This window comes from Sulfitobacter sp. KMM 9851 (genome assembly GCF_057178245.1).
On record NZ_CM169991.1, the window covers coordinates 1288340 to 1308273 of the forward strand.

The following is a 19934-nucleotide window of genomic DNA, read 5'->3' on the forward strand; positions in this document are numbered from 1 at the left end:
GCCACCCAGTTCACGGATATGTGCCATGCTACGCGGGCTTGATATATCGGATATGCTGATCATTGACCGGTTGGAACTTGGGTTTCAGCCGGGCCTGAACGTGCTGACCGGGGAAACCGGGGCAGGCAAATCTATCCTTCTTGACAGTCTGGGCTTTGTGCTGGGCTGGCGCGGACGCGCTGATCTGGTGCGGCAGGGGGCGGAGCAGGGCGAGGTCACGGCCTGGTTCGATCTGCCGGATGGCCACCCCGCCCATGCGGTGCTTGAGGACGCGGGCCTGCCTGCAAGTGACGAGTTGATCCTGCGCCGCATCAACACGGCTGACGGGCGCAAGACAGCTTGGGTCAACGACCGCCGCTGTTCGGGTGAAGTATTGCGTCGCCTGTCCGAAACGCTGGTCGAACTGCACGGTCAGCACGACGATCGCGGCCTGCTGAACCCGCGCGGGCACCGCGACATTCTGGATAGCTTTGCGGGTAATGATGCCGCACGCGGCGCCGTGCGCAAGGCCTGGGGCGATCTGGCGCAGGCGCGCAAAGCCGCCCGCGCCGCTGCCGAGACCCGTGCCGCGATCGAAGCCGAAGAAGAATTCCTGCGACACGCCGTGGCCGAGTTGGACAAACTGTCGCCCGAAGCTGGCGAGGAAGCAACGCTCGACACCCGCCGCCGCGTGATGCAGGTCGCCGAAAAGATCCGGCGTGATGTGGTCAACGCCTATGAACTGCTGGGTCAGGGCGGGGCCGAGACCGCCATGGGCGACGCTCTGCGCTGGCTTGACGGCGTGGCCGACAAGGCAGACGGCGCGTTGGAAGCGCCCCTGGCGGCGCTGAATCGCGCCATGGTCGAGTTGGACGACGCGATGAGCGGCGTGGCGGATGCCATTGATGGTATGTCCTTTGATCCTTACGAGCTGGAAAGTTGCGAAGAGCGGCTTTTTGCAATTCGCGGGCTGGCGCGCAAACATGATGTGGCGCCCGATGATCTGGCGGGTTTTGCCGATACCCTGCGCGCCAAACTCGACGCGCTTGATGCAGGCGAGGCGGCGCAGCCCGCGCTCGAAGCGGCTGTGCGAGCTGCTGAAGCCACCTATGACGCTGCGGCGTCCGCGCTGAGCACGGCGCGGGCCAAGGCCGCAACCCGGCTGGACCGCGCCGTGGCCGCCGAATTGGCCCCACTCAAGATGGAGCGTGCGGTGTTCGCTACCCAGATCACTGAAGACAGCGCCGGGCCGGAAGGGCGCGATGCCGTGTCCTTTACCGTGGCGACCAACCCCGGTGCGCCCGCCGGGCCATTGGGCAAGATCGCGTCGGGCGGTGAACTCAGCCGTTTCCTGTTGGCGCTCAAGGTTTGTCTGACCCAAGGACAGTCCGGCTTGACCCTGATCTTTGACGAGATCGACCGTGGTGTTGGCGGGGCCACCGCCGACGCCGTGGGGCGTCGTTTGCAGGCGCTGGCCGAAGGTGGGCAGATTTTGGTCGTCACACATTCCCCACAGGTCGCCGCCTTAGGCGCACACCATTGGCGGGTTGAAAAATCGGTGGCCAAGGGCATGACGACGTCCACGGTTGTACCGCTGGCGGCAGAGCAACGGGTCGACGAGGTGGCGCGGATGCTGGCGGGGGATGTGATCACCGACGCAGCACGCGGTGCGGCGCAAGTGTTGCTGCAAGGGCAACGTGTTGTGCCTGCGTCATAAACCGGGTGTTCCCGCGCGGCGGCTTGGCCTACACAGAAAGGGTACAGCGATTGAACCCCCATGTCCGAGCCCGAAAATTCCTTTTTTGCACAGCAATTTGACCAGGCGCTAAGCGGCTGCAAAAAGGGTTGGCATATATTGCGCAAACAGGGACCGGGCAAGGTGACCTTTTGGTTCATCGCGCTGCTGGTCGGGATCGCTGCGGGCTTTGCTGCGCTGTTTTTTCGCAAGGGGATCAACTGGTTACAGGCCGTTCTTTACGGCACGGATGACGTCCAGTTTCTGCATAGCTTCATTTCGGGCCTTGCGTGGTATTGGGTGATCGTGATCCCGACGGTCGGTGGATTGGTGGTGGGGCTGATCCTGCACCGCTTTACCCGTGACGGGCGCGCGCGCACCGTGGGCGATGTGATCCTCGGGGCCGCGATGCACGAAGGCCGGGTCGAGACGAAGGCCGGGCTTGCCTCGGCGCTGGCGTCACTGATTACACTGTCGACCGGTGGGTCATCGGGCCGCGAAGGGCCGGTGGTACATCTGGCGGCAGTGATTTCGACTTGGGTCAGTCGGCTCATCAAGGCCGATGGCATCACCGGGCGCGATTTGCTGGGCTGCGCCGTGGCCGCCGCCGTATCGGCCAGCTTCAACGCCCCCATCGCGGGTGCGCTTTTCGCGCTCGAGGTGGTGTTGCGGCATTTTGCGGTTCATGCTTTTGCGCCCATCGTGATTGCCTCGGTGGCGGGCACTGTGATCAACCGTTTGGAATTCGGTGGGCTGACCGAATTTGTGCTGCCCAGCTACGGTGCATTTCAGTTCTATGCGGAACTGCCCGCCTTTCTGTTGTTGGGTCTGACCTGCGGGCTGGTCGCGGTGGCCTTGATGCGGGCGATTTTCTGGGCCGAGGATTTTGGCAACTACGTACAGGCCCGGACCGGGTTGGTGCGCTGGCTGCGTCCGGCGGTGGCAGGGGCCTTGCTGGGGGTCATTGCCCTGTGGTTCCCGCACATCATTGGGGTGGGGTACGAAACCACATCAATGGCGCTGACGGGCGAGTTGATGTTGAACGAGGCGATCGTGTTTACCGTGCTCAAGGTTGCTGCCGTGGCGATCACTTTGGGCGGGCGCATGGGCGGTGGGGTGTTTTCCCCATCGCTGATGATCGGGGCGCTGACGGGCCTTGGCTTTGGCATCATCGCAACGGGGGTGTTTCCCGACGTCTCAGGCTCCTCCTCGCTTTATGCGCTCGCTGGGATGGGGGCGGTCGCCGCCGCCGTGTTGGGTGCGCCGATTTCCACGACCCTGATTGTGTTCGAAATGACCGGAGACTGGCAGACCGGGTTGGCCGTGATGGTGGCGGTCAGCATGTCCACCGCGCTCGCGTCACGCATTGTCGACCGCAGCTTTTTCCTGACCCAGATGGAACGGCGCGGGCTGCATCTGGCCGCTGGGCCACAGGCCTATCTGTTGTCGATGTTCATTGTGGCGCGCATCATGCGCCGCCCTGACGATGAATTCGCCGCCCCCGAAGAGGCCTGTTGGGATCTCATCAACGAAGGCACCTATATTGACGGATCGGCCACACTGGAATCAGCGCTGCCGGTGTTCGACCAATCGGGTGCGCGGTTCATACCTGTGGTGGCCCTCAGCGCAGATGCGCCGCCCGAATTGCTGGGCGCACTGTTCCACGTTGACGCGCTCAAGGCCTATAACCGGGCCCTGGCCGCCACCGCGGCCGAGGAACATTCGTAACAGGTTAGATCTGTTCGACGGCAATCTCGTCCATCGGATAAAAGGCCAGATGCCCCTTGATCGCCTTGACCGTGTCCTTGGGGTCCTCGTAGGACCATACCGCGTCTTGCAATGTGCGGCTTTTGGTGACGACAGAATAATAGCGCGCATCGCCCTTATGCGGGCAATAGCTGGTCTTGTCAGAGACATCCAGAAAGGCCATCGCGATGTCACCACGCGGGAAATAGATCACCGGGGGATAGTCGCCTTCGACCAGTTGCAACGCCTGCGTAGATTCGCCCAGAACGGCCCCGCCTGCGCGCACAACCCAGGTGCCTTCGGTCTTGGTGATCTTGATATGGTCGGCCATGATGTTCCCCTCGAACAGATGCGCTGTGGCGCCTAAATCGGCGCCGTTGCCGCATCCAACCACAGTTTTGTTGCAGGGGATAGGCGGGGACCGATTTTTTCCGAAACCTCGCGGTGGTAGGCGTTCAGCCACGCGCGCGCGGGCCCATCCAGAGCGGTTTCGTCAATCAACCGCCGATCAATCGGGGCAAAGCTGAGCGTGCGCCAATTCAGGAAATGCCGCTGCGGATCGCCGCCCGGCAGCGCCGGGGCGTCTTGCACGACCAGCAGGTTTTCGATGCGGATACCAAAAGCGCCTTCGCGGTAATATCCCGGCTCATTGCTCAGGATCATACCCGCAAGCAGTGGCACATGGCTGAGTTTGCTCAACCGCTGTGGACCTTCGTGCACCGACAGATACGCGCCGACGCCGTGGCCCAGCCCGTGATCAAAATCCTGCCCCGCCATCCACAGAGGCAGGCGGCCCAGCATCTCGATGTCGCGCCCGGCCAGCCCCTTGGGCCAGCGCAGGCGGCTCACCGCGATCATGCCTGCAAGGACGCGGGTAAAGGCGGTGCGCGCCTCGGCGTCGGGCGTGCCAATGGCGATGGTGCGCGTGATGTCGGTGGTGCCGTCCAGATATTGCCCGCCACTGTCGAGCACGAGCAGGTGACCGTCCTCCAGCCGCGTGTCGGTTTCTTCGGTCACGCGGTAGTGGATGATAGCGCCATTGGGGCCGGTTCCCGCGATCGTCTCAAAACTGATGTCTTGCAGCGCGTTGTCGCTGCGGCGGAACCCTTCGAGTTTGCTGACCACTTGGGTTTCGGTCACGCTGCCGATGGGCTGGGCATCAAGCCAGGCCAGCAGCTCCACCAGTGCCGCCCCATCGCGCAGATGTGCTTCGGCTGATCCGGCGATTTCGGCGGGGTTCTTGCAGGCTTTGGGCAGGGCGCAGGGGTCATCGCCCCATACCACACGGTCGCCCAGGATATCGGCCACCAGCACCGGCGCTGACTGTTTGTCCAATCGCACCGGGCCGGGCAGGGTGCTTAGAAAGCCGGGCATGTCGGCAGGATCGTGCAGGGTCACGTCGGCCCCCAGATGATCCTCAAGCCCTGCCAGCTTGGCCGGCGCCATAAACAAATCGACCTTGCCAGAGCCGTGCAGCACGGCAAAACCATGCGCAACCGGGTTCCGTGCGATGTCAGTTCCGCGAATGTTCAGCAGCCAGTTGTGGCTGTCGGGCAGGGTGATCACGGCGGCATTCTGGCCTGCGTCGCGCAGGGTCTGGCCCAGCCGGGCGCGTTTGTCGTCGTGGCTGTCACCCGCAAATTCAATCGGATGCGGCCGTGCCTTGGCGCTGGGTGGGGCCGGTTGATCGGGCCAGATCCGGTCCACCAGATTGTCACAGCGGCGCATTTCGATACCGCTGCCCGCCAGCGCCTCTTCCAGCGTTTCCATCTGGCCGGGGGTGTGCAGCCAGGGGTCAAACCCGACGATGCCGCCCTGCGGCAGGTGATCGCGCAGCCAATCGGCCAATGACACCTCGGGCCAAGGCACGGGGGAATAGACATCTGCGACCTGCGACTTAACCTGCGTGCGATAGCGCCCGTCGATGAACACCCCCGCCACATCGCGCAGCGCGGCACAGAACCCCGCCGACCCGGTAAACCCGGTCAGCCAGCGCAGCCGGTCGTCACGCGGGGCGACATATTCGCCCTGATGCGCGTCGGCGCGCGGGATCAGAAAACCGTCCAGCCCCTCGCGGTCCAGTTCCCCCCGCAGCGCCTGCAATCGCGGCGGGCCTTGTTCCGGCCGGGCGGTGATCTCGAAACTCTGGAACAAACGCCCCTCCTTCATCCTTTTTCAAATACCTTGCACGGCGTTTCAGCTGGCGCGCCGCAGGCCCATGGCACGGGCCCGTTTGCGCGGATCGCTGTCAAACAAGGCCGCCAGTTGTTCGGTCATCGCCCCGGCCAGTTGATCCACATCCGTGATCGTCACTGCGCGGTCGTAATAGCGGGTCACATCATGGCCGATGCCGATGGCCAGCAATTCTACCGCCCGGCGTTTTTCGACCATGGCGATGACGTCGCGCAGATGTTTTTCCAGATAGTTGGCCGGGTTCACCGACAGGGTGCTGTCATCCACGGGCGCACCATCCGAAATCACCATCAGGATCTTGCGCGCCTCTGGCCGTGCGATCATGCGCCGGTGCGCCCATTCCAGCGCCTCACCGTCGATGTTTTCCTTCAGCAGACCCTCTTTCATCATCAGCCCCAGATGATCACGCGTGCGCCGCCATGGCGCGTCGGCTGATTTATAGATGATGTGGCGCAGGTCGTTTAACCGCCCCGGCTGCACTGGGCGGCCATCGTTCAACCAGGTCTCGCGGGCCTGACCGCCCTTCCAGGCGCGGGTCGTGAAACCCAATATCTCCACCTTTACGTTGCACCGCTCGAGCGTGCGCGCCAGAACATCGGCGCAGATCGCAGCGATGGAAATCGGCCGCCCCCGCATTGACCCCGAATTGTCCAGCAGCAGCGTCACCACGGTATCGCGGAATTCGGTGTCTTTCTCGATCTTGAAGCTCAGCGGGGTTGTGGGGTTTGCCACCACCCGAGCCAGACGGCCCGCATCAAGCGTGCCTTCTTCAAGGTCAAACTCCCACGAGCGGTTCTGCTGCGCCTGCAACCGGCGCTGCAATTTATTTGCCAGACGGCTCACGGCCCCTTTCAGCGGTTCCAACTGCTGATCAAGATAGGCGCGCAGGCGCTCCAACTCGACGGGTTCGGCCAGTTCCTCGGCACCGATGATTTCATCGTGGTCGGACTTATAGACCAGATAGTTCGGGTCCGCATCGGACACGGGCGGCGGCGGCGGCGGCTCCATCGGGGCGTCGCCTTCGGGCATCTCTGCTTCGTCGCCCAGTTCCTGATCCGCCATATCGTCCATGGAGACCTGGGCCTGGCTGTCGTCTTGCTGTTCTTCCTGGCTGTTCTCGGGAGAGCCTTCGGCCTCTTCCTCGTCCTGTTCGTCCTGGCCGGTGCTATCGGGGTCTTGGTCTTCCTCGGCGCCTTCTTCGGCCTCGTCTTCCTGATCTTCGTCGATCTGATCGGGGTCATCGCCCAGCTGATCACCATACCCCAAATCAGAGATCATCTGCCGTGCAAAGCGGGCAAAGGCGGCCTGATCGGCCAGTGTCTCGTCTAGGTTTTCCAGCGTGCCACCGGCCTGATCCTCGATAAATCCGCGCCACAGGTCCATCGCATTGGCCGCAGCGGCAGGCAGTTCGCGCCCGGTCGCCAGATGACGCACAAGATACCCCGCCGCCGTCGCCAGCGGCACATCGCTGGCCTGCGACGCCTGATCATAGCCCTTGCGCAGGGCGTCGTGTTTGATTTTGACGTCGATATTGCCCGCTGTGCCGGGCATGTCGCGCGCGCCCATTGCCTCGCAGCGGGCTGTTTCCATCGCCTCGTAAAGGTCGCGCGCCATGTCGCCTTGCGGGACATAGCGGGCATGGGTGGCATCATTGTGATAGCGGCGGTGCAGGGCCAGCGCATCTGCCGTGCCGCGTGCCAACAACACCTCTTCGCGCGTCATCCGGCGGCTCACTTGGGGCAGGCGCATTGCATCACCCGAAAGCCCAGCAGGATCAACGGAGTATGTGACGTTCAGTTCCGGATCATTGGCCATCACCTTGGTCGCTTCGGCGAGCGCTTTTTTGAAGGCGTCTGCGGGGTTGTCGGATTTTTTCATGGCACATGCCTTTGTCAACTTGCGAGCCTTGGTTTGGCAGGTTTTGCCCCCAGCGTCAAAGGGCAAGCCCGCAGGTATCATGCGCCAAATCCTGCCGATCTCTCCACCATGACGGGAACTGAATGGCCGGGATCGGCATTTCCTACTTACACCGACGCTGCTGCTGCCTCCCCCACACAACTGGCTCGACCGCGTCACATCACAAACGAGGAGAGAGACCATGACAAATCTGATGCAACATGCCAGCCGTCTGGCGTTGATCGCCACGCTGAGTGCGACGCCATTTGTGCTATCCGCTCAGGATACCGCTGTGAAACCGGTTGATGATGGAACAAACGTCGAAGCAGAGGCCGACGCGTCTGTGACCGATGGCAACGCCACCGTGACCACCGATACGACGGTTGGAAGTGACACCGCGACAGACAGTGCCGAGGCGCCCGTGACCAATGAAACCACGGCCACTGACGCGCCCAGTGACACTGCGGCGGCCCCTATGGCTGATGACGCCACGTCGACCGACACCGCCGAGGCGCCCCTGACGGATGATGCTGGGACAACCGACACAGTGGCCGACGCCCCAGCCGACGAAGTGGCAAAGCCCGTCGAAGGCCAGATCGCGATGCAAAGCGAGAATACCATCCTTGCTGACGACCTCATTGGCAGCAACATCTACTCCGAAACCGGTGAGAAAATCGGCGAAGTCGACGACCTGATCGTGCACCTGAATGGGTCGATCGAGGGCGTAGTGATCGGCGTTGGCGGGTTCCTTGGGATTGGCGAAAAATGGGTGGCCCTTGAAATGGCCAGCCTATCGACCGCCACCGACGAATCCGGCACGCTGCGTCTGGTGACGTCTGCCACCAAGATCGACATGGAAGCGGCAGATCCTTTCCTGACCGCGCAAGATCTGGCGATGGCCAAGCAATCGCTCGAGACCATGCCACCACAAGATCCGAATGCGGCCCCCGTGGACGGGACCGTGCCTGCGCCGTCTAACTAACGGACCCACAGATCACATAGAAAAAGGGGCGCTGATCACAGCGCCCCTTTTTGAATGTCCCACATCGGCCGCTCTCAACCCAAGCTGAGGCTCGCAGCACTTTCGGGCAGTTCTTCATCAAACAGGCGCTGATAAAACTCGGCCACGGTCTGACGCTCAAGCTCATCACATTTGTTGAGGAACGACAGACGGAAGGCATAGCCCACATTGCGGAATATCTCGGCGTTCTGCGCCCAGTTGATCACGGTACGCGGGCTCATCACTGTCGACAATTCGCCGTTCATAAAGGCGGTGCGCGTCAGGTCTGCGACGGTGACCATCTGCTTGATGGTCTTGCGGCCCTTGTCGGTGTTGTAATGCGGGTTCTTGGACAGCACGATCGCTGTTTCCGCATCAATTGACAGGTAGTTCAACGTCGCGACAAGGGACCAACGGTCCATCTGCGCTTGGTTAATCTGCTGCGTGCCGTGGTACAGCCCGGTTGTATCACCCAGACCCACGGTATTGGCGGTGGCGAACAGGCGGAAATAGGGGTGCGGCGTGATGATTTCGTTCTGATCCATCAAGGTCAGTTTGCCGTCATGCTCCAGCACGCGCTGGATCACAAACATCACGTCAGCGCGGCCGGCGTCATATTCATCAAACACGATCGCGGTGGGGTTGCGCAGCGCCCAAGGCAGGATGCCTTCGTGGAATTCCGTCACCTGCATCCCGTCGCGCAGTTTGATCGCATCCTTACCGATCAGGTCGATCCGGCTGATGTGGCTGTCCAAGTTCACGCGTACGGTCGGCCAGTTCAGCAAGGCGGCGACCTGTTCGATGTGGGTCGATTTACCTGTGCCGTGATAGCCTTGGATCATCACCCGACGGTTGTGGGTAAAACCAGCGAGGATCGCCAATGTCGTATCAGGGTCAAATTTATAGGTGCTGTCGATGTCCGGCACGCGGCTGGTGCGCTGCTCGAACCGTTTGACGACCATATCGGTGTCGATGCCAAATACTTCGCGCACGGAAATCTCTTCGGTGGGCTTTGTATTGAGTTCCAATGCGCCGTCAGCCATCGCTTTGTCATCCTTTTATCACTGCACGCGGCTGAGAAAACCGCGCGCGTATCTGGTGCAACATATCCGCAAGAGGCGCAAGGGCAAGGCGCGGGTCACGACAAAATCGCCGCAGCCGGGGTGGCGAGGGCGCTGGCGCGTTCAGTCCTTGAAGTTGCGGCTGCCCTTGATTTGGTCCCAGGCCCAGACAACCTGCTGCAACTGGTCCTCTTGGCTTCGGTCGCCGCCGTTCATGTCGGGGTGCAGGACTTTGATCAGCGACTTATAGACCTTGCGCACCTCGGGTTTGGTCCATGTATCTTTGGCCTCGAGAATTTCCAGCGCGCGGCGTTCGGTCGGGGGCAGGCGGCGACCGGCTTGGGGGCCTTTGCCGGGGTTCTGTGTGGCGTTCTTGCCCAAGACCTGATGCGGGTCCTCGATGCCAAGCCGCGCCCAGGCGCGCGCTTCTGGGTCGCCCAGCGGCTTGGTGGTGCGTTCCCAAACCTTGTCCTTGGACTGCTGAGCGTTCAGTTCGGCTTCTGTGGTGCCATCAAAGAAGTTCCATTTCAGATTATAGTCGCGCACGTGCTGCTGGCAGAACCAGAAATAGTCGTCCAGCACATCCGGCGCTTTTGGCGCGCGGTACTTGCCTGCTTCTTCGCAGCCCTCGTGATCGCAGATGCGGGTCGACGTTTCGGACGCACCGGACATGCCGCGACGGCCCCGTGGGTTTTTCTTTTTGGACGACGACACAGACATGTCGAATCCGAAGGGATCAGCTTTGGGCATGGGATTAAGACCTTTCCGACTCAGGCCGGTCAGTTTAGACCTTGCAGCGCGAGATTGAAGGGGCTGGGCCAAATAAATGTCTGTGACACAAGAGATTGCCGATCGGTTGGAAACGGCCTTTGCGCCACGCGAATTGAATGTGGTGGACGATAGCGAAAGCCACCGAGGTCATGGCGGCTTTCGCGAGGGCGGTGAGAGCCATTTTAACCTGTATATTCGGTCAGCGGCATTCAAGGGCCAAAGCCGGATTGCGCGCCACCGTGCCATTCACGCGGCGCTGGGGGCCGAGCTGATGGGGCGGATACACGCGCTGGCGGTTGATGTAGACGTTTAAGCTCGCGCCTTAACCCTTTGAAGACGCGTTCTTTCGTGACTTGGAGAGCGTTTCCAGCGGTGAGGCGACATCTGATACGTCATTGGTATCTTCGACACCGTTGTCGGCATCGTCTTTGTCTGTGTCAGCGTTGTCGGTGTCGCCACCTTTTCCTGTCTTGTTGACTGTCGCGTGGACGTCTTCGGTGTTGCCTTTGGGCGCGTTGTCGTCGCCTGCGCTGGTTTGCGGTGCCGTCGTGGTATCATCGCCGGGGGTATCCACAATCGCAACTGCCTCAGGTTTTTCAGGGGTTTCCGGCGTGTCGCTCATCTGTTCGGTGGGTGCGGGCAGCAGTTCGGGTGCAAAGCCTGTGACATCGGCATCGACGGGTTTGCGAAAAACCAGAACATTGCGCCATTCCGTCGTCGTGGACGTCAGACCGGACCGTTCGACCGACGGCAGGGTTTCGGCGCGCTGATACTCCCACCCGGCGGCCGAAAGCTGGTTCATAAGCTGCTCTATCGCATTGGAAAATCGCGCTTCGGGCCCTCTGATGCCCTTGCCCTTCACGCCTTTGCTCGGGGCAGGTACAACTTTGTATTCGTAACGGGGCATAGGGGCCTCTTGGGTTCTGCAAAAGGCTCTTATACCAAGCGGGTTGACCCGGCGAAAGGTGGCGCGCAGGTTACGCGGAAAAATGTCGGGTGGGAACGATGCGCTGTTTTGGCGCAGTCGCGGCGCGGTGGCTTTCATGGTTAAGTCCGGGCATGACCATACCCCCAAGATTCGCCATTACAGCGCCCGAGATTGATCAGGTCGTGCGGCACTTCTACGCCGCCGTGCGCCGCGACCCTGTATTGGGACCTATTTTTTCCGCCCATGTCACGCAGTGGCCAACGCATGAGAAAAAGATCGCAAGCTTTTGGCGGAACGCGATTTTAAGTGAACGTGTCTACGACGGAAATCCGATGCGCAAGCATCTTGAGGCGGGCAATGTTGCCCCCGAACACTTTGCCATCTGGCTTGCGTTATTCGATGAGGTGCTGGCGCAGAACCTCGCGCCAGATGTCGCGCGTCAGTGGTCGGCGCTTGCGCATCGCATCGGCGCGGGGTTGCGGTCGGGCGTCTTGCTGCAACAGGGCCGGTTTGACGGCGTGCCCGACCTGGGCTGACGGCGCTTATTCCGCCAGCTTTTTCGCCACAATGTCGTTTACCGCCTTGGGGTTGGCCTTGCCGCCCGTGGCTTTCATCACCTGACCGACAAACCAGCCTGCCAGTTTGGGGTTCTGCTTTGCCTTGGCAACCTGATCGGGGTTGGCCGCGATGATGTCATCAACAGCGGTTTCGATCGCACCGGTATCGGTGACCTGTTTCATGCCTTCGGTTTCGACAATCTCGGCCGGGTCGCGCCCGGTTGTGTAAGATATTTCAAAGACATCCTTGGCTATCTTGCCTGAAATCGCGTCTGAGGCAATCAGATCGACGATCGCGCCCAGATGCGCCGGAGTGACCGGGCTGTCCACGATGGTCTTGTCGTCTTTCTTCAGCCGGCCAAACAATTCGTTGATCACCCAGTTCGCCGCCATCTTGCCATCGCGCCCCTGCGCTACGGCTTCGAAATAGCCAGCAGAATCAAGGTCGGCGGTCAGGACCGAGGCATCATAATCACTAAGCCCGAAGTCACCGATAAACCGCGCCTTTTTGGCGTCTGGCAGTTCGGGCAGGTTGGCGGCGATATCGTCTACCCAGGCTTGCTCAATCTCCAGCGGCAGCAGATCAGGGTCGGGGAAATAGCGGTAATCATGCGCTTCTTCCTTGGAACGCATGGACCGGGTTTCCTGTTTGTCGGGATCAAACAGGCGTGTTTCCTGCACAACCTCGCCGCCGTTCTCGACAATCGCGATCTGGCGTTTTGCTTCGACTTCAATGGCTTGCTGGATGAACCTCATTGAGTTCATGTTTTTGATCTCGCAGCGCGTGCCCAGATGCGAAAAGTCCTGCGTCGCCTGATACTTTTCATATTGGCCCACGCGGCAGATCGACACGTTTACATCAGCACGCATCGACCCCGACTGCATGTTGCCGTCGCAGGTGCCGAGATAGCGCAGGATCTGGCGCAGTTTTGCCAGATAGGCGGCGGCCTCTTCGGGGCCGCGAATGTCGGGGCGGCTGACGATCTCCATCAGGCAGACGCCGGTGCGGTTCAAATCGACAAAGGACATGTTTGGGTCCATGTCGTGAATGGATTTGCCCGCGTCCTGTTCCATGTGGATACGTTCCACCCGTACCAGGCGCGCGGTGCCATCGCCAAGTTCGACCAGCACTTCGCCTTCGCCCACAATGGGGTGGTAAAGTTGGCTGATCTGATAGCCCTGCGGCAGATCGGGGTAAAAGTAGTTCTTGCGGTCAAAGGCAGATTTGAGGTTGATCTGCGCCTTCAGGCCCAACCCGGTGCGCACGGCCTGTTCGATGCAATATTCGTTGATCACAGGCAGCATGCCCGGCATCGCAGCGTCGACAAAGGCGACGTTTGAATTGGGCTCTGCGCCAAAGGTGGTGGAGGCGCCGGAGAAAAGCTTGGCGTTGGAAGAGACCTGCGCATGCACCTCCATCCCGATGACGAGTTCCCAATCGTGTTTCGCACCTGCAATCACACGCGGTTTCGGGGTGTCATAGGTCAGATCAAGCATCAAGGCCGCCTTGGAATAAATGTGGTCAAGGCGGTTCATACTGGAGCGGTCAGCCCGCTTCAAGAGGCAGGCTTAGCCCGCTTGGGCCACAGGGCCGGTATCGGTGAAGACGATCCGCTTGCCCGCCGCGATTTCGCGCTGGAAAAGCGAGGTGATGATGCGCATGGCATCGTCGCGGCCGGAGGCGGCAAAACGGCTGGGGGAATGGACGCGCAGGTTGTTGTCGAACCCCCGCGCGGCATGGGCCCAAAGCATCGGGTGCAGTTCAGTCATATGTTCGCGCACGATCCAGCGGGCGCAGTCGGCGATCTGGCTGCGCACCTGATCCGCTTCGTCATTGCCCGACATCGCCTGACCGATGGAATTGGCGCAATAGGCCGCCAGCAGATTTGTCGTATAGGCGTCTGGGCTGCGGGCAAGGATATCATGCAGGCCTTCGATGAAAAACGGCAGGTCCAGGTTGGCGCAAGCGATATCGTCGCAGGAAATAGCATCGAATTGGACCCAGGTGTATCCGCCCGCACCCCAGGTGGCTTGGGTACGCGACGCGGTGCGGCGGGCCTCCAGCTCCAACTCGGCGTAAGAGCCGTACCAGCGCGGCAGCAGGTGGTTGCCCATCGCCCGCATCGGGCGGGGGTTGGCAGGGTTCAGGTCGATCAGCGTTTCATACCGGTCGGCAACGCGGCGGCGGCCCTTGGCGGTGCCGCCCAACAGGGTGCAGGCGGTGGTGGCCAAAAGCGGGGATTGCAGTTTTTGGTTGTCAAACGGGGCAAGGATATCAGTGGCGCGGTCGAAATGCGCGGCAAAGGCGTCCTTGTTGCGCGTCGGCACTTCGGCGTCCCAGCCGGTGCCGCGCCACGCCCAGCCGATGTCCATATGCGCTTGTGCCACGATACAGGCAATCGCATAGTCCTCTGGGAAATCGGCAAGCACATGTTCCAGCGCTTCGATCCCTGCAAGCAGGGGCGCATCGCGGGCGGGTTTGCCGTCGAACAGGGCATGTTCGGCGGCCAGTACCACATCTGCACGCGCGCCGTAGGCCATCAATTCGGCCACAGGCATCGCACCTGGTGTCATCTCGCGGGTCTTGTCGGCGGCTTGCAACGCGGCCGAGACCTCGTGCCAGCGTTCTTGGCGCACCAACCATTGCGCGCGATGCTGGTGACGGTCGCGCAGCTCTTCTTCGCTGGTGGGATTGGGGCAGGTGATGCGCAGCATTTCAGGGTTCAGCGCCTGCTGATCGCTAGATGCCCGGCGGCGTAGCAGAATCGGGTGGGCCAGCGGTTCGGTGACCTCGGTGCGGTCGGCGGACCCCATAAGAAGCGGCCGCAGGCGGGTCTGAATAAGGCTGGTGATCGTTTTCATGGAAATCCCGTTTGCTGTGCGGTGCTGCAACTGTCCTGACAGGATCGCCGTTCAATGGGGCGGAACCGTGGCTAGCTTGCGGAGATATCGCGATAACTTTGCAGCTTTGACGTGTGCGGCTCAGGTGGATGCGCAGCATGGGTGTGATTGTTCGTACTTTCGGGACATTGCGCCATCGCCACGTCGCTTGTTTCCAAAATCGGAGGGAATACGCCGATATGCGCGGGGCCGGTGTCTTGCCAACCCCATTTGGGCGCGATCATATGGCCGACATGAAACAAGTCGTCTTCATCCTGGCATTGGCAAGCCTCCCGGCAGCGGGCCTTGCAGAGCTGCCGCAACTCGCATTTCCTGCCGAGGAGCAGATCGAGGTCACTCAACCAAGGGTTGGGTCGGCGGTTCCGATGCCGGTTGCGGCGCCACTTGCGCTGCCGGATGGGGAAACAGTCGCCATCGACATCAGCCCAAGGGTGCCTGCCTTTGTCACCACGGTCCGCCCGCCCGCGCGCAGCGGATCGGTGCCACGCACACGCTGGCAGCATATGCAGGGGCACACTTTGTGGACACGCGCGGCGCTGTCAGCGCTCAAAAGTCATGGCAAGGGATTGGTTGATCTGGTGCCAGGCGATATCGACACTTGGTGCCCCGCTTATCGCAATGCGCCCGAGGACCAGCGCCGCGAATTCTGGGTCGGGTTCCTGTCGGCGCTGGCCAAGCACGAAAGTACCTACAAGCCCTGGGCCGTGGGCGGTGGTGGCCGCTGGTACGGTCTGTTGCAGATTTTGCCCGGCACGGCGCGGGGATACAAGTGTCACGCGGGGACGGGTGAGGCCCTGAAAAGCGGGGCAGCTAATCTGAGTTGTGCGGTCAGAATCATGGCGGTCACCGTGCCGCGTGACGGGGTGATCTACGGGCCGGGCGGGCGCGGCGTGGCGGCGGATTGGGGCCCAATGCGCAGCGCATCCAAGCGGCGCGATATGTCGGGCTGGTTGCGGCGGCAGAACTATTGCAAGCCGCTGGATGATACCCGCCCCCGCGCGCGCCCCTGAACGGTTGCGCGCCTTTGGCGCCCCCGTGCCGGGGCCGCCATGCCTCCGGCGGGGAATATATAAGACCAAAAAGAAGCGCTATTGCATCAGGGTAAAGTGATGGCGCTGGGTGGCGATGCCGCGGGCGGTGAGGGCGTTTTCGAAGGCCTGATGCGGCGGCGTCGATTCGAAGGGCAAGCGTAGTTTGCGCCCTGTGGTCAGGACGGCAGTCGCACGTACCGAAAAATCCAGCCGGGTATCGAGGCGGATGTGGTCGATTTCGTCGTGGCGCAGCCGGGCGTGGCGGTTGCCCGAGAACCATGCAAGCCTATGATCGTCCAGCGTCAGGCCGCTTTGTGGGTTGGTGATGATGTCCCATAGGGCGGGCAGGGTGAAGAGTGTCAGAAACCCCACGATCCAGAGCGCGGCATCAAGCCAGAGCCAGAGGGCGCCCAGGGCGGCCCATGTAAGCGCGAGGGTAATATAGGTGGCAGGGCTGCGCGCGCTGCGGTGGTAGGTGAAATCAGCGCTCATCGCCCGCCGGTGACATCAAGGGTGGAGCCGGTGATATAGCTCGCATCGTCCGACAACAGCCAGAGTGCCGCGCGCGCCACTTCTTCGGCGCTGCCTGCGCGCTTCATTGGCACCTGATCGCTAAGCAGGGTGGCGCGGTCGGGGATGCCACCCTTGGCATGTATTCCGGTTTCGATCAGGCCGGGGCGCAGCGACATCACGCGGATGCCCGATCCTGCGACCTCGTCCGACAGGCCTTTGGTAAAGATGTCTATCGCAGCTTTCGAGGCGGCATAGTCGACGTATTGGTTTGCTGATCCCAGCCGGGCTGCGGCAGAGGATATGTTGACGATGGCGCCCCCATCGCCCTGTGCCAACATGCGCTGCACCGCTTCGCTGGCGACCAGAAACGGGCCGATCACATTGGTGTCGAACATGCGGCGCAGGCGCCCATGGCTCATGCTGGTGACCGGGCTGGGCTGATCGACGATGCCTGCGTTATTGATGAGCGCGTCTAATTGGCCAAATTCGGCGTCGATCAAGGCGAACATATCGGCGATGGCGTCCGGGTCTGACACATCGGCGGGGCACAGCAGGGTCCGCGCCCCCGTTGCCTCGGCCCGATCCGCGACATCTTGCGCGGCATCGTGACTGCGGCGGTAATTCAGCGCCAGATCATAGCCTTGGCGTGCCGCCAGCTCTGCGCAGGCGGCACCGATGCCCGTAGATGCGCCCGTGATCAGCAGCACCGGGCGCACCGCTATGCCTCCTTGATGCGGCTAAGCATCTCGGTCGTGTCGCGGCTGAGGCCCGGCGTGGCGAGGATGCGGTCCAATTCGGCCCCGATCAGTGACTGCCGCGCTGCATCATAGCGCCGCCATGTCTGAAAGGCCGAGCAGAGCCGGGCGGTGGTTTGCGGATTGACCGGGTCCAGTGCGATCAGCCAGTCTGCCAGCAGACGGTAGCCCTTGCCCCCGGCGTGGTGGAAGCCGGCGTGGTGCATGGCAAGACTGCCGAACACGGCGCGAAAGCGGTTGGGGTTCTTCCAGTTGAAGTCGGGGTGTTTGGTCAGCCGCTCGGCCACAGTGGCGGCGTCCTGCGGTTCGGCCTGAATCACCTGAAGCCCAAACCACTTGTCCATCACCAGACGGTCGTCCTTCCACTGGGCCTCGAACGCGGCGAGGGCGGTGGTGCCTTGGCCTGCGCGGATCAGGTTGGCCAGCGCGTTTAGCTGTTGGGTCATATTATCGGCGGCATCATATTGCGCCTGTGCGAGCGCCCCGCCATCACGGCGGGTGATCAGCCCAAGTGCCGTATTGCCAAGCGCGCGCTGGCCGGATTGGTCAGCATCGGGGCTGTAGGGTGCGTCGACGGTATGCTGTTGGTAAAGCGCCGTCAGCGTATCGGCAAATGTGCGGGCCATGGCGTCGCGGGTGGTCTCGATCGCGGTGTGAATGGCCTCGGGGTCGGGCACCTCGCCCGCGTCATAAAGCGTGGTCGCCAGATCGGATTGGCTGGGCAGGCCCAACATGAGCGCCCGGTAGGCGGGTTCAAGGGTTTCGTCGGCAATGACAGCGCCGAGGCCCGCAAGCCAGTTGCTGTCCGGTGCGGTGCCCTTGCGGATCGTCGCCAGCAGCGACTGCCGCGCCAGAATACGACCCGATTCCCAGCGGTTGAAGGGGTCGGTGTCATGGGCCAGCAAATGCGCACGGTCGGCATCGGACAGATCATGGGTCAATACGACCGGGGCCGAAAACCCGCGCAGCACCGAGGCCACAGGCCGCGCGGCCAGCCCTTCGAACGCAAAGCTTTGCTTGGCTTGGGTCATTTCTAACACCTTGGTTGGATGCACCTCGATCCCGTCGCGGCCGATCAGGCCCACGGCAATGGGCAGCACCTGTGGCATCGGGGCCGGGGTGGCGGTGCTGGGGGGCAGCTTTTGTTCGAAGTGAAGGGTCAGGGTGCCGTCGGACCAATCTTCGCGCAGGCTCAACCGGGGGGTGCCTGCCTGAGAGTACCAGCGTTTGAACTGCGACAGGTCGCGGCCTGTGACCTGCTCGAACACGGCCAGCCAATCTTCGATGGTGGCGGCGTCGCCATCGTGGCGGTCGAAATACAGCGCCAGCGCCTGATCATAGGCGTCATCGCCCACCAGAAGCTTTAGCATCCCGATCACCTCGGCGCCCTTTTCATAGACGGTCGCGGTATAGAAATTATTGATTTCCTGAAAGCTTTCAGGCCGAACGGGGTGGGCTAATGGGCCTTGGTCCTCGGCAAACTGGCGGCCGCGCAGGTCGATGACATCACCTATGCGCTTGACCGGGGCTGATCGCATGTCCGAGGTGAACTGGCTGTCGCGGTAGACGGTCAGCCCTTCCTTAAGACATAGCTGAAACCAATCGCGGCAGGTGATGCGGTTGCCGGTCCAGTTGTGGAAATACTCATGTGCGATGATCGCCTCGATACGCTCAAAATTGTCATCGGTCGAGGTGGCGGGCGAGGCAAGAACGGCAGAGGAGTTGAAGATGTTCAGCCCTTTGTTCTCCATTGCGCCCATGTTGAAATCGTCGACCGCAACAATGTTGAACAGATCAAGGTCATATTCGCGGCCGTAAACCTCTTCATCCCAGCGCATAGACGCCTTGAGCGCCTGCATCCCAAAGGCGCATTTATCTTCGTCGCCTGGGCGCACGTACAGGTTCAGATCAACGTCACGGCCATTCATCGTGGTGAAACGGTCGGCATGGGCAACAAGATCCCCCGCCACGAGCGCAAAGAGGTAGGCGGGCTTGGGCCAGGGATCGTGCCAGACGGCGACGCCATCGCCGACGGCTGTGGGGTTGCCATTGCTTAGCAGGACAGGGTGCGGGCCGTTGATCGTGACGCTGAACACGCTCATTACATCGGGGCGGTCCGGGTAGTAGGTGATCTTGCGAAATCCTTCGGCCTCGCATTGGGTGCAATACATGCCATTCGACATATAAAGCCCCTCCAGCGCTGTGTTGCCCTTGGGATCAATCTCGACCTCCGCCTCAAAGACGAAAGGCGCGTCAGGCACCGGGCAAGACAGCCCTTCGTCAGTCAGCGTGGGCGTGATGGACACGCCGTCAATCTGGGCCGTGATCAGCGTCAGCCCTTCCCCATGCAAAAAGAACGTCCGGTCGGTGGTATCAGGGTTGGGGGCAAAGGAAATGCGGCTTTTTACCCGCGTCTTATGTGGGTCAAGATCGAACGTCAGGGCGACCTCAGTCACAAGGAAGCCGAAGGGCGCATAGTCTTTGAGATAGATGGTTTTGGGGGCAGCGTCGCGCATTTGGTTTCCTTGCAGGTGGAACGATTGAAGTTGTCACAGGTTAAGTATGCAAGTGACGACCTGCAAGCCGGGACGTCAATCGCCGGGTTCGGTCCAATGTGCCAGACTTAGTAATACGTTGTATAACGAGGAACATGCCATGTCCGCGCCTGAAACCGATCCCTACAAACGACCAAGGCGGCGCAAGCCCCTCGTGCTCGGTATCAAGGGTGTTTTGGTGATCGGCGCGTTGTTGATGATCGTCGTGGTATTTGTTGCAGTGGTGCGCAGCACCGACGGCCGAACAGATATCGCACCGATGTTTGACGCCACCCAGCAACAGGACTGAAATCTTGTTACAGCCCGCCGACTT

Annotated in this window: 18 protein-coding genes; 7 read left to right on the plus strand and 11 right to left on the minus strand. The window is 61.5% G+C overall.

Going from position 1 to position 19934, the window contains the following annotated elements; translation table 11 throughout:
* Positions 1–25: 25 nt before the first annotated feature.
* Together recN and AC1965_RS06325 are read left to right on the plus strand one after the other, a co-directional pair.
* Positions 26–1696, plus strand: coding sequence for a DNA repair protein RecN (recN, locus tag AC1965_RS06320; protein WP_483886439.1), 1671 nt, complete (start codon positions 26–28; stop codon positions 1694–1696).
* A 60-nt stretch (positions 1697–1756) separates the two neighbouring features.
* Positions 1757–3442, plus strand: coding sequence for a chloride channel protein (locus AC1965_RS06325; protein ID WP_483886440.1), 1686 nt, complete (start codon positions 1757–1759; stop codon positions 3440–3442).
* Between the two features lie 4 nt (positions 3443–3446).
* On the opposite strand, the gene AC1965_RS06330 is transcribed toward AC1965_RS06325, so the two are convergent.
* Genes AC1965_RS06330 through cobT form a run of 3 tightly spaced genes read right to left on the minus strand, consistent with a single transcriptional unit; the run spans position 3447 to position 7531 of the window.
* A complete protein-coding gene (locus tag AC1965_RS06330; RefSeq protein WP_483886441.1) occupies positions 3447–3791 on the minus strand; it encodes a DUF427 domain-containing protein in 345 nt (114 codons plus the stop codon).
* A gap of 32 nt (positions 3792–3823) precedes the next feature.
* A complete protein-coding gene (locus tag AC1965_RS06335; RefSeq protein ID WP_483886442.1) occupies positions 3824–5614 on the minus strand; it encodes an aminopeptidase P family protein in 1791 nt (596 codons plus the stop codon).
* A 42-nt stretch (positions 5615–5656) separates the two neighbouring features.
* The gene (gene cobT / locus AC1965_RS06340) at positions 5657–7531 is read right to left on the minus strand and encodes a cobaltochelatase subunit CobT (RefSeq protein WP_483886443.1); all 1875 of its coding nucleotides are present in this window, start codon (positions 7529–7531) and stop codon (positions 5657–5659) included.
* 220 nt (positions 7532–7751) lie between these two features.
* Here cobT and AC1965_RS06345 point away from each other — a divergent pair, with 220 nt between their 5' ends.
* Complete coding sequence (locus AC1965_RS06345; RefSeq protein WP_483886444.1) at positions 7752–8531, plus strand: PRC-barrel domain-containing protein; 780 nt, start codon at positions 7752–7754, stop codon at positions 8529–8531.
* A 74-nt stretch (positions 8532–8605) separates the two neighbouring features.
* Here AC1965_RS06345 and cobS read toward each other — a convergent pair whose 3' ends face one another.
* Positions 8606–9592 (minus strand): cobaltochelatase subunit CobS, encoded by a 987-nt coding sequence (gene cobS, locus AC1965_RS06350; protein ID WP_483886445.1) that lies wholly within the window; start codon positions 9590–9592, stop codon positions 8606–8608.
* Between the two features lie 141 nt (positions 9593–9733).
* The gene (locus AC1965_RS06355; RefSeq protein WP_483886446.1) at positions 9734–10360 is read right to left on the minus strand and encodes a molecular chaperone DnaJ; all 627 of its coding nucleotides are present in this window, start codon (positions 10358–10360) and stop codon (positions 9734–9736) included.
* A gap of 76 nt (positions 10361–10436) precedes the next feature.
* Between AC1965_RS06355 and AC1965_RS06360 the strand changes: the two genes are divergently transcribed.
* Positions 10437–10694, plus strand: coding sequence for a BolA family protein (locus tag AC1965_RS06360; protein WP_483886447.1), 258 nt, complete (start codon positions 10437–10439; stop codon positions 10692–10694).
* A gap of 9 nt (positions 10695–10703) precedes the next feature.
* Here the strand turns inward: AC1965_RS06360 and AC1965_RS06365 are convergent, their stop codons facing one another.
* Positions 10704–11288 (minus strand): DUF4177 domain-containing protein, encoded by a 585-nt coding sequence (locus tag AC1965_RS06365; RefSeq protein ID WP_483886448.1) that lies wholly within the window; start codon positions 11286–11288, stop codon positions 10704–10706.
* Between the two features lie 152 nt (positions 11289–11440).
* Between AC1965_RS06365 and AC1965_RS06370 the strand changes: the two genes are divergently transcribed.
* Positions 11441–11845: a group III truncated hemoglobin gene (locus AC1965_RS06370; RefSeq protein ID WP_483886449.1), complete on the plus strand. Its 405-nt coding sequence runs from the start codon at positions 11441–11443 to the stop codon at positions 11843–11845.
* A 6-nt stretch (positions 11846–11851) separates the two neighbouring features.
* On the opposite strand, the gene gatB is transcribed toward AC1965_RS06370, so the two are convergent.
* Positions 11852–13363: an Asp-tRNA(Asn)/Glu-tRNA(Gln) amidotransferase subunit GatB gene (gene gatB / locus AC1965_RS06375; protein ID WP_483886996.1), complete on the minus strand. Its 1512-nt coding sequence runs from the start codon at positions 13361–13363 to the stop codon at positions 11852–11854.
* A 72-nt stretch (positions 13364–13435) separates the two neighbouring features.
* Positions 13436–14728, minus strand: a complete 1293-nt coding sequence (locus AC1965_RS06380) for a hypothetical protein (protein WP_483886450.1) — start codon at positions 14726–14728, stop codon at positions 13436–13438.
* A 272-nt stretch (positions 14729–15000) separates the two neighbouring features.
* Here AC1965_RS06380 and AC1965_RS06385 point away from each other — a divergent pair, with 272 nt between their 5' ends.
* Positions 15001–15777, plus strand: coding sequence for a transglycosylase SLT domain-containing protein (locus tag AC1965_RS06385; protein WP_483886451.1), 777 nt, complete (start codon positions 15001–15003; stop codon positions 15775–15777).
* A 78-nt stretch (positions 15778–15855) separates the two neighbouring features.
* Here the strand turns inward: AC1965_RS06385 and AC1965_RS06390 are convergent, their stop codons facing one another.
* Genes AC1965_RS06390 through pepN form a run of 3 tightly spaced genes read right to left on the minus strand, consistent with a single transcriptional unit; the run spans position 15856 to position 19582 of the window.
* On the minus strand, positions 15856–16290 hold the full coding sequence (locus AC1965_RS06390) for a hypothetical protein (RefSeq protein WP_483886452.1): 435 nt from the start codon (positions 16288–16290) through the stop codon (positions 15856–15858).
* Positions 16287–17027: an SDR family oxidoreductase gene (locus tag AC1965_RS06395; RefSeq protein WP_483886453.1), complete on the minus strand. Its 741-nt coding sequence runs from the start codon at positions 17025–17027 to the stop codon at positions 16287–16289. The genes AC1965_RS06390 and AC1965_RS06395 overlap by 4 nt, the downstream gene beginning before the upstream one ends.
* 2 nt (positions 17028–17029) lie before the next feature.
* Positions 17030–19582: an aminopeptidase N gene (gene pepN, locus AC1965_RS06400; protein WP_483886454.1), complete on the minus strand. Its 2553-nt coding sequence runs from the start codon at positions 19580–19582 to the stop codon at positions 17030–17032.
* Between the two features lie 139 nt (positions 19583–19721).
* Between pepN and AC1965_RS06405 the strand changes: the two genes are divergently transcribed.
* A complete protein-coding gene (locus AC1965_RS06405; RefSeq protein ID WP_483886455.1) occupies positions 19722–19910 on the plus strand; it encodes a hypothetical protein in 189 nt (62 codons plus the stop codon).
* Positions 19911–19934 lie beyond the last annotated feature (24 nt).

Coding starts and splice junctions, on each gene's coding strand:
- recN (WP_483886439.1), top strand. CDS start 26: ATGCTACGCGGGCTTGATATATCGGATATGCTGATCATTGACCGGTTG.
- AC1965_RS06325 (WP_483886440.1), top strand. CDS start 1,757: ATGTCCGAGCCCGAAAATTCCTTTTTTGCACAGCAATTTGACCAGGCG.
- AC1965_RS06330 (WP_483886441.1), bottom strand. CDS start 3,791: ATGGCCGACCATATCAAGATCACCAAGACCGAAGGCACCTGGGTTGTG.
- cobT (WP_483886443.1), bottom strand. CDS start 7,531: ATGAAAAAATCCGACAACCCCGCAGACGCCTTCAAAAAAGCGCTCGCC.
- AC1965_RS06345 (WP_483886444.1), top strand. CDS start 7,752: ATGACAAATCTGATGCAACATGCCAGCCGTCTGGCGTTGATCGCCACG.
- cobS (WP_483886445.1), bottom strand. CDS start 9,592: ATGGCTGACGGCGCATTGGAACTCAATACAAAGCCCACCGAAGAGATT.
- AC1965_RS06355 (WP_483886446.1), bottom strand. CDS start 10,360: ATGCCCAAAGCTGATCCCTTCGGATTCGACATGTCTGTGTCGTCGTCC.
- AC1965_RS06360 (WP_483886447.1), top strand. CDS start 10,437: ATGTCTGTGACACAAGAGATTGCCGATCGGTTGGAAACGGCCTTTGCG.
- AC1965_RS06365 (WP_483886448.1), bottom strand. CDS start 11,288: ATGCCCCGTTACGAATACAAAGTTGTACCTGCCCCGAGCAAAGGCGTG.
- AC1965_RS06370 (WP_483886449.1), top strand. CDS start 11,441: ATGACCATACCCCCAAGATTCGCCATTACAGCGCCCGAGATTGATCAG.
- gatB (WP_483886996.1), bottom strand. CDS start 13,363: ATGCTTGATCTGACCTATGACACCCCGAAACCGCGTGTGATTGCAGGT.
- AC1965_RS06380 (WP_483886450.1), bottom strand. CDS start 14,728: ATGAAAACGATCACCAGCCTTATTCAGACCCGCCTGCGGCCGCTTCTT.
- AC1965_RS06385 (WP_483886451.1), top strand. CDS start 15,001: ATGAAACAAGTCGTCTTCATCCTGGCATTGGCAAGCCTCCCGGCAGCG.
- AC1965_RS06390 (WP_483886452.1), bottom strand. CDS start 16,290: ATGAGCGCTGATTTCACCTACCACCGCAGCGCGCGCAGCCCTGCCACC.
- pepN (WP_483886454.1), bottom strand. CDS start 19,582: ATGCGCGACGCTGCCCCCAAAACCATCTATCTCAAAGACTATGCGCCC.
- AC1965_RS06405 (WP_483886455.1), top strand. CDS start 19,722: ATGTCCGCGCCTGAAACCGATCCCTACAAACGACCAAGGCGGCGCAAG.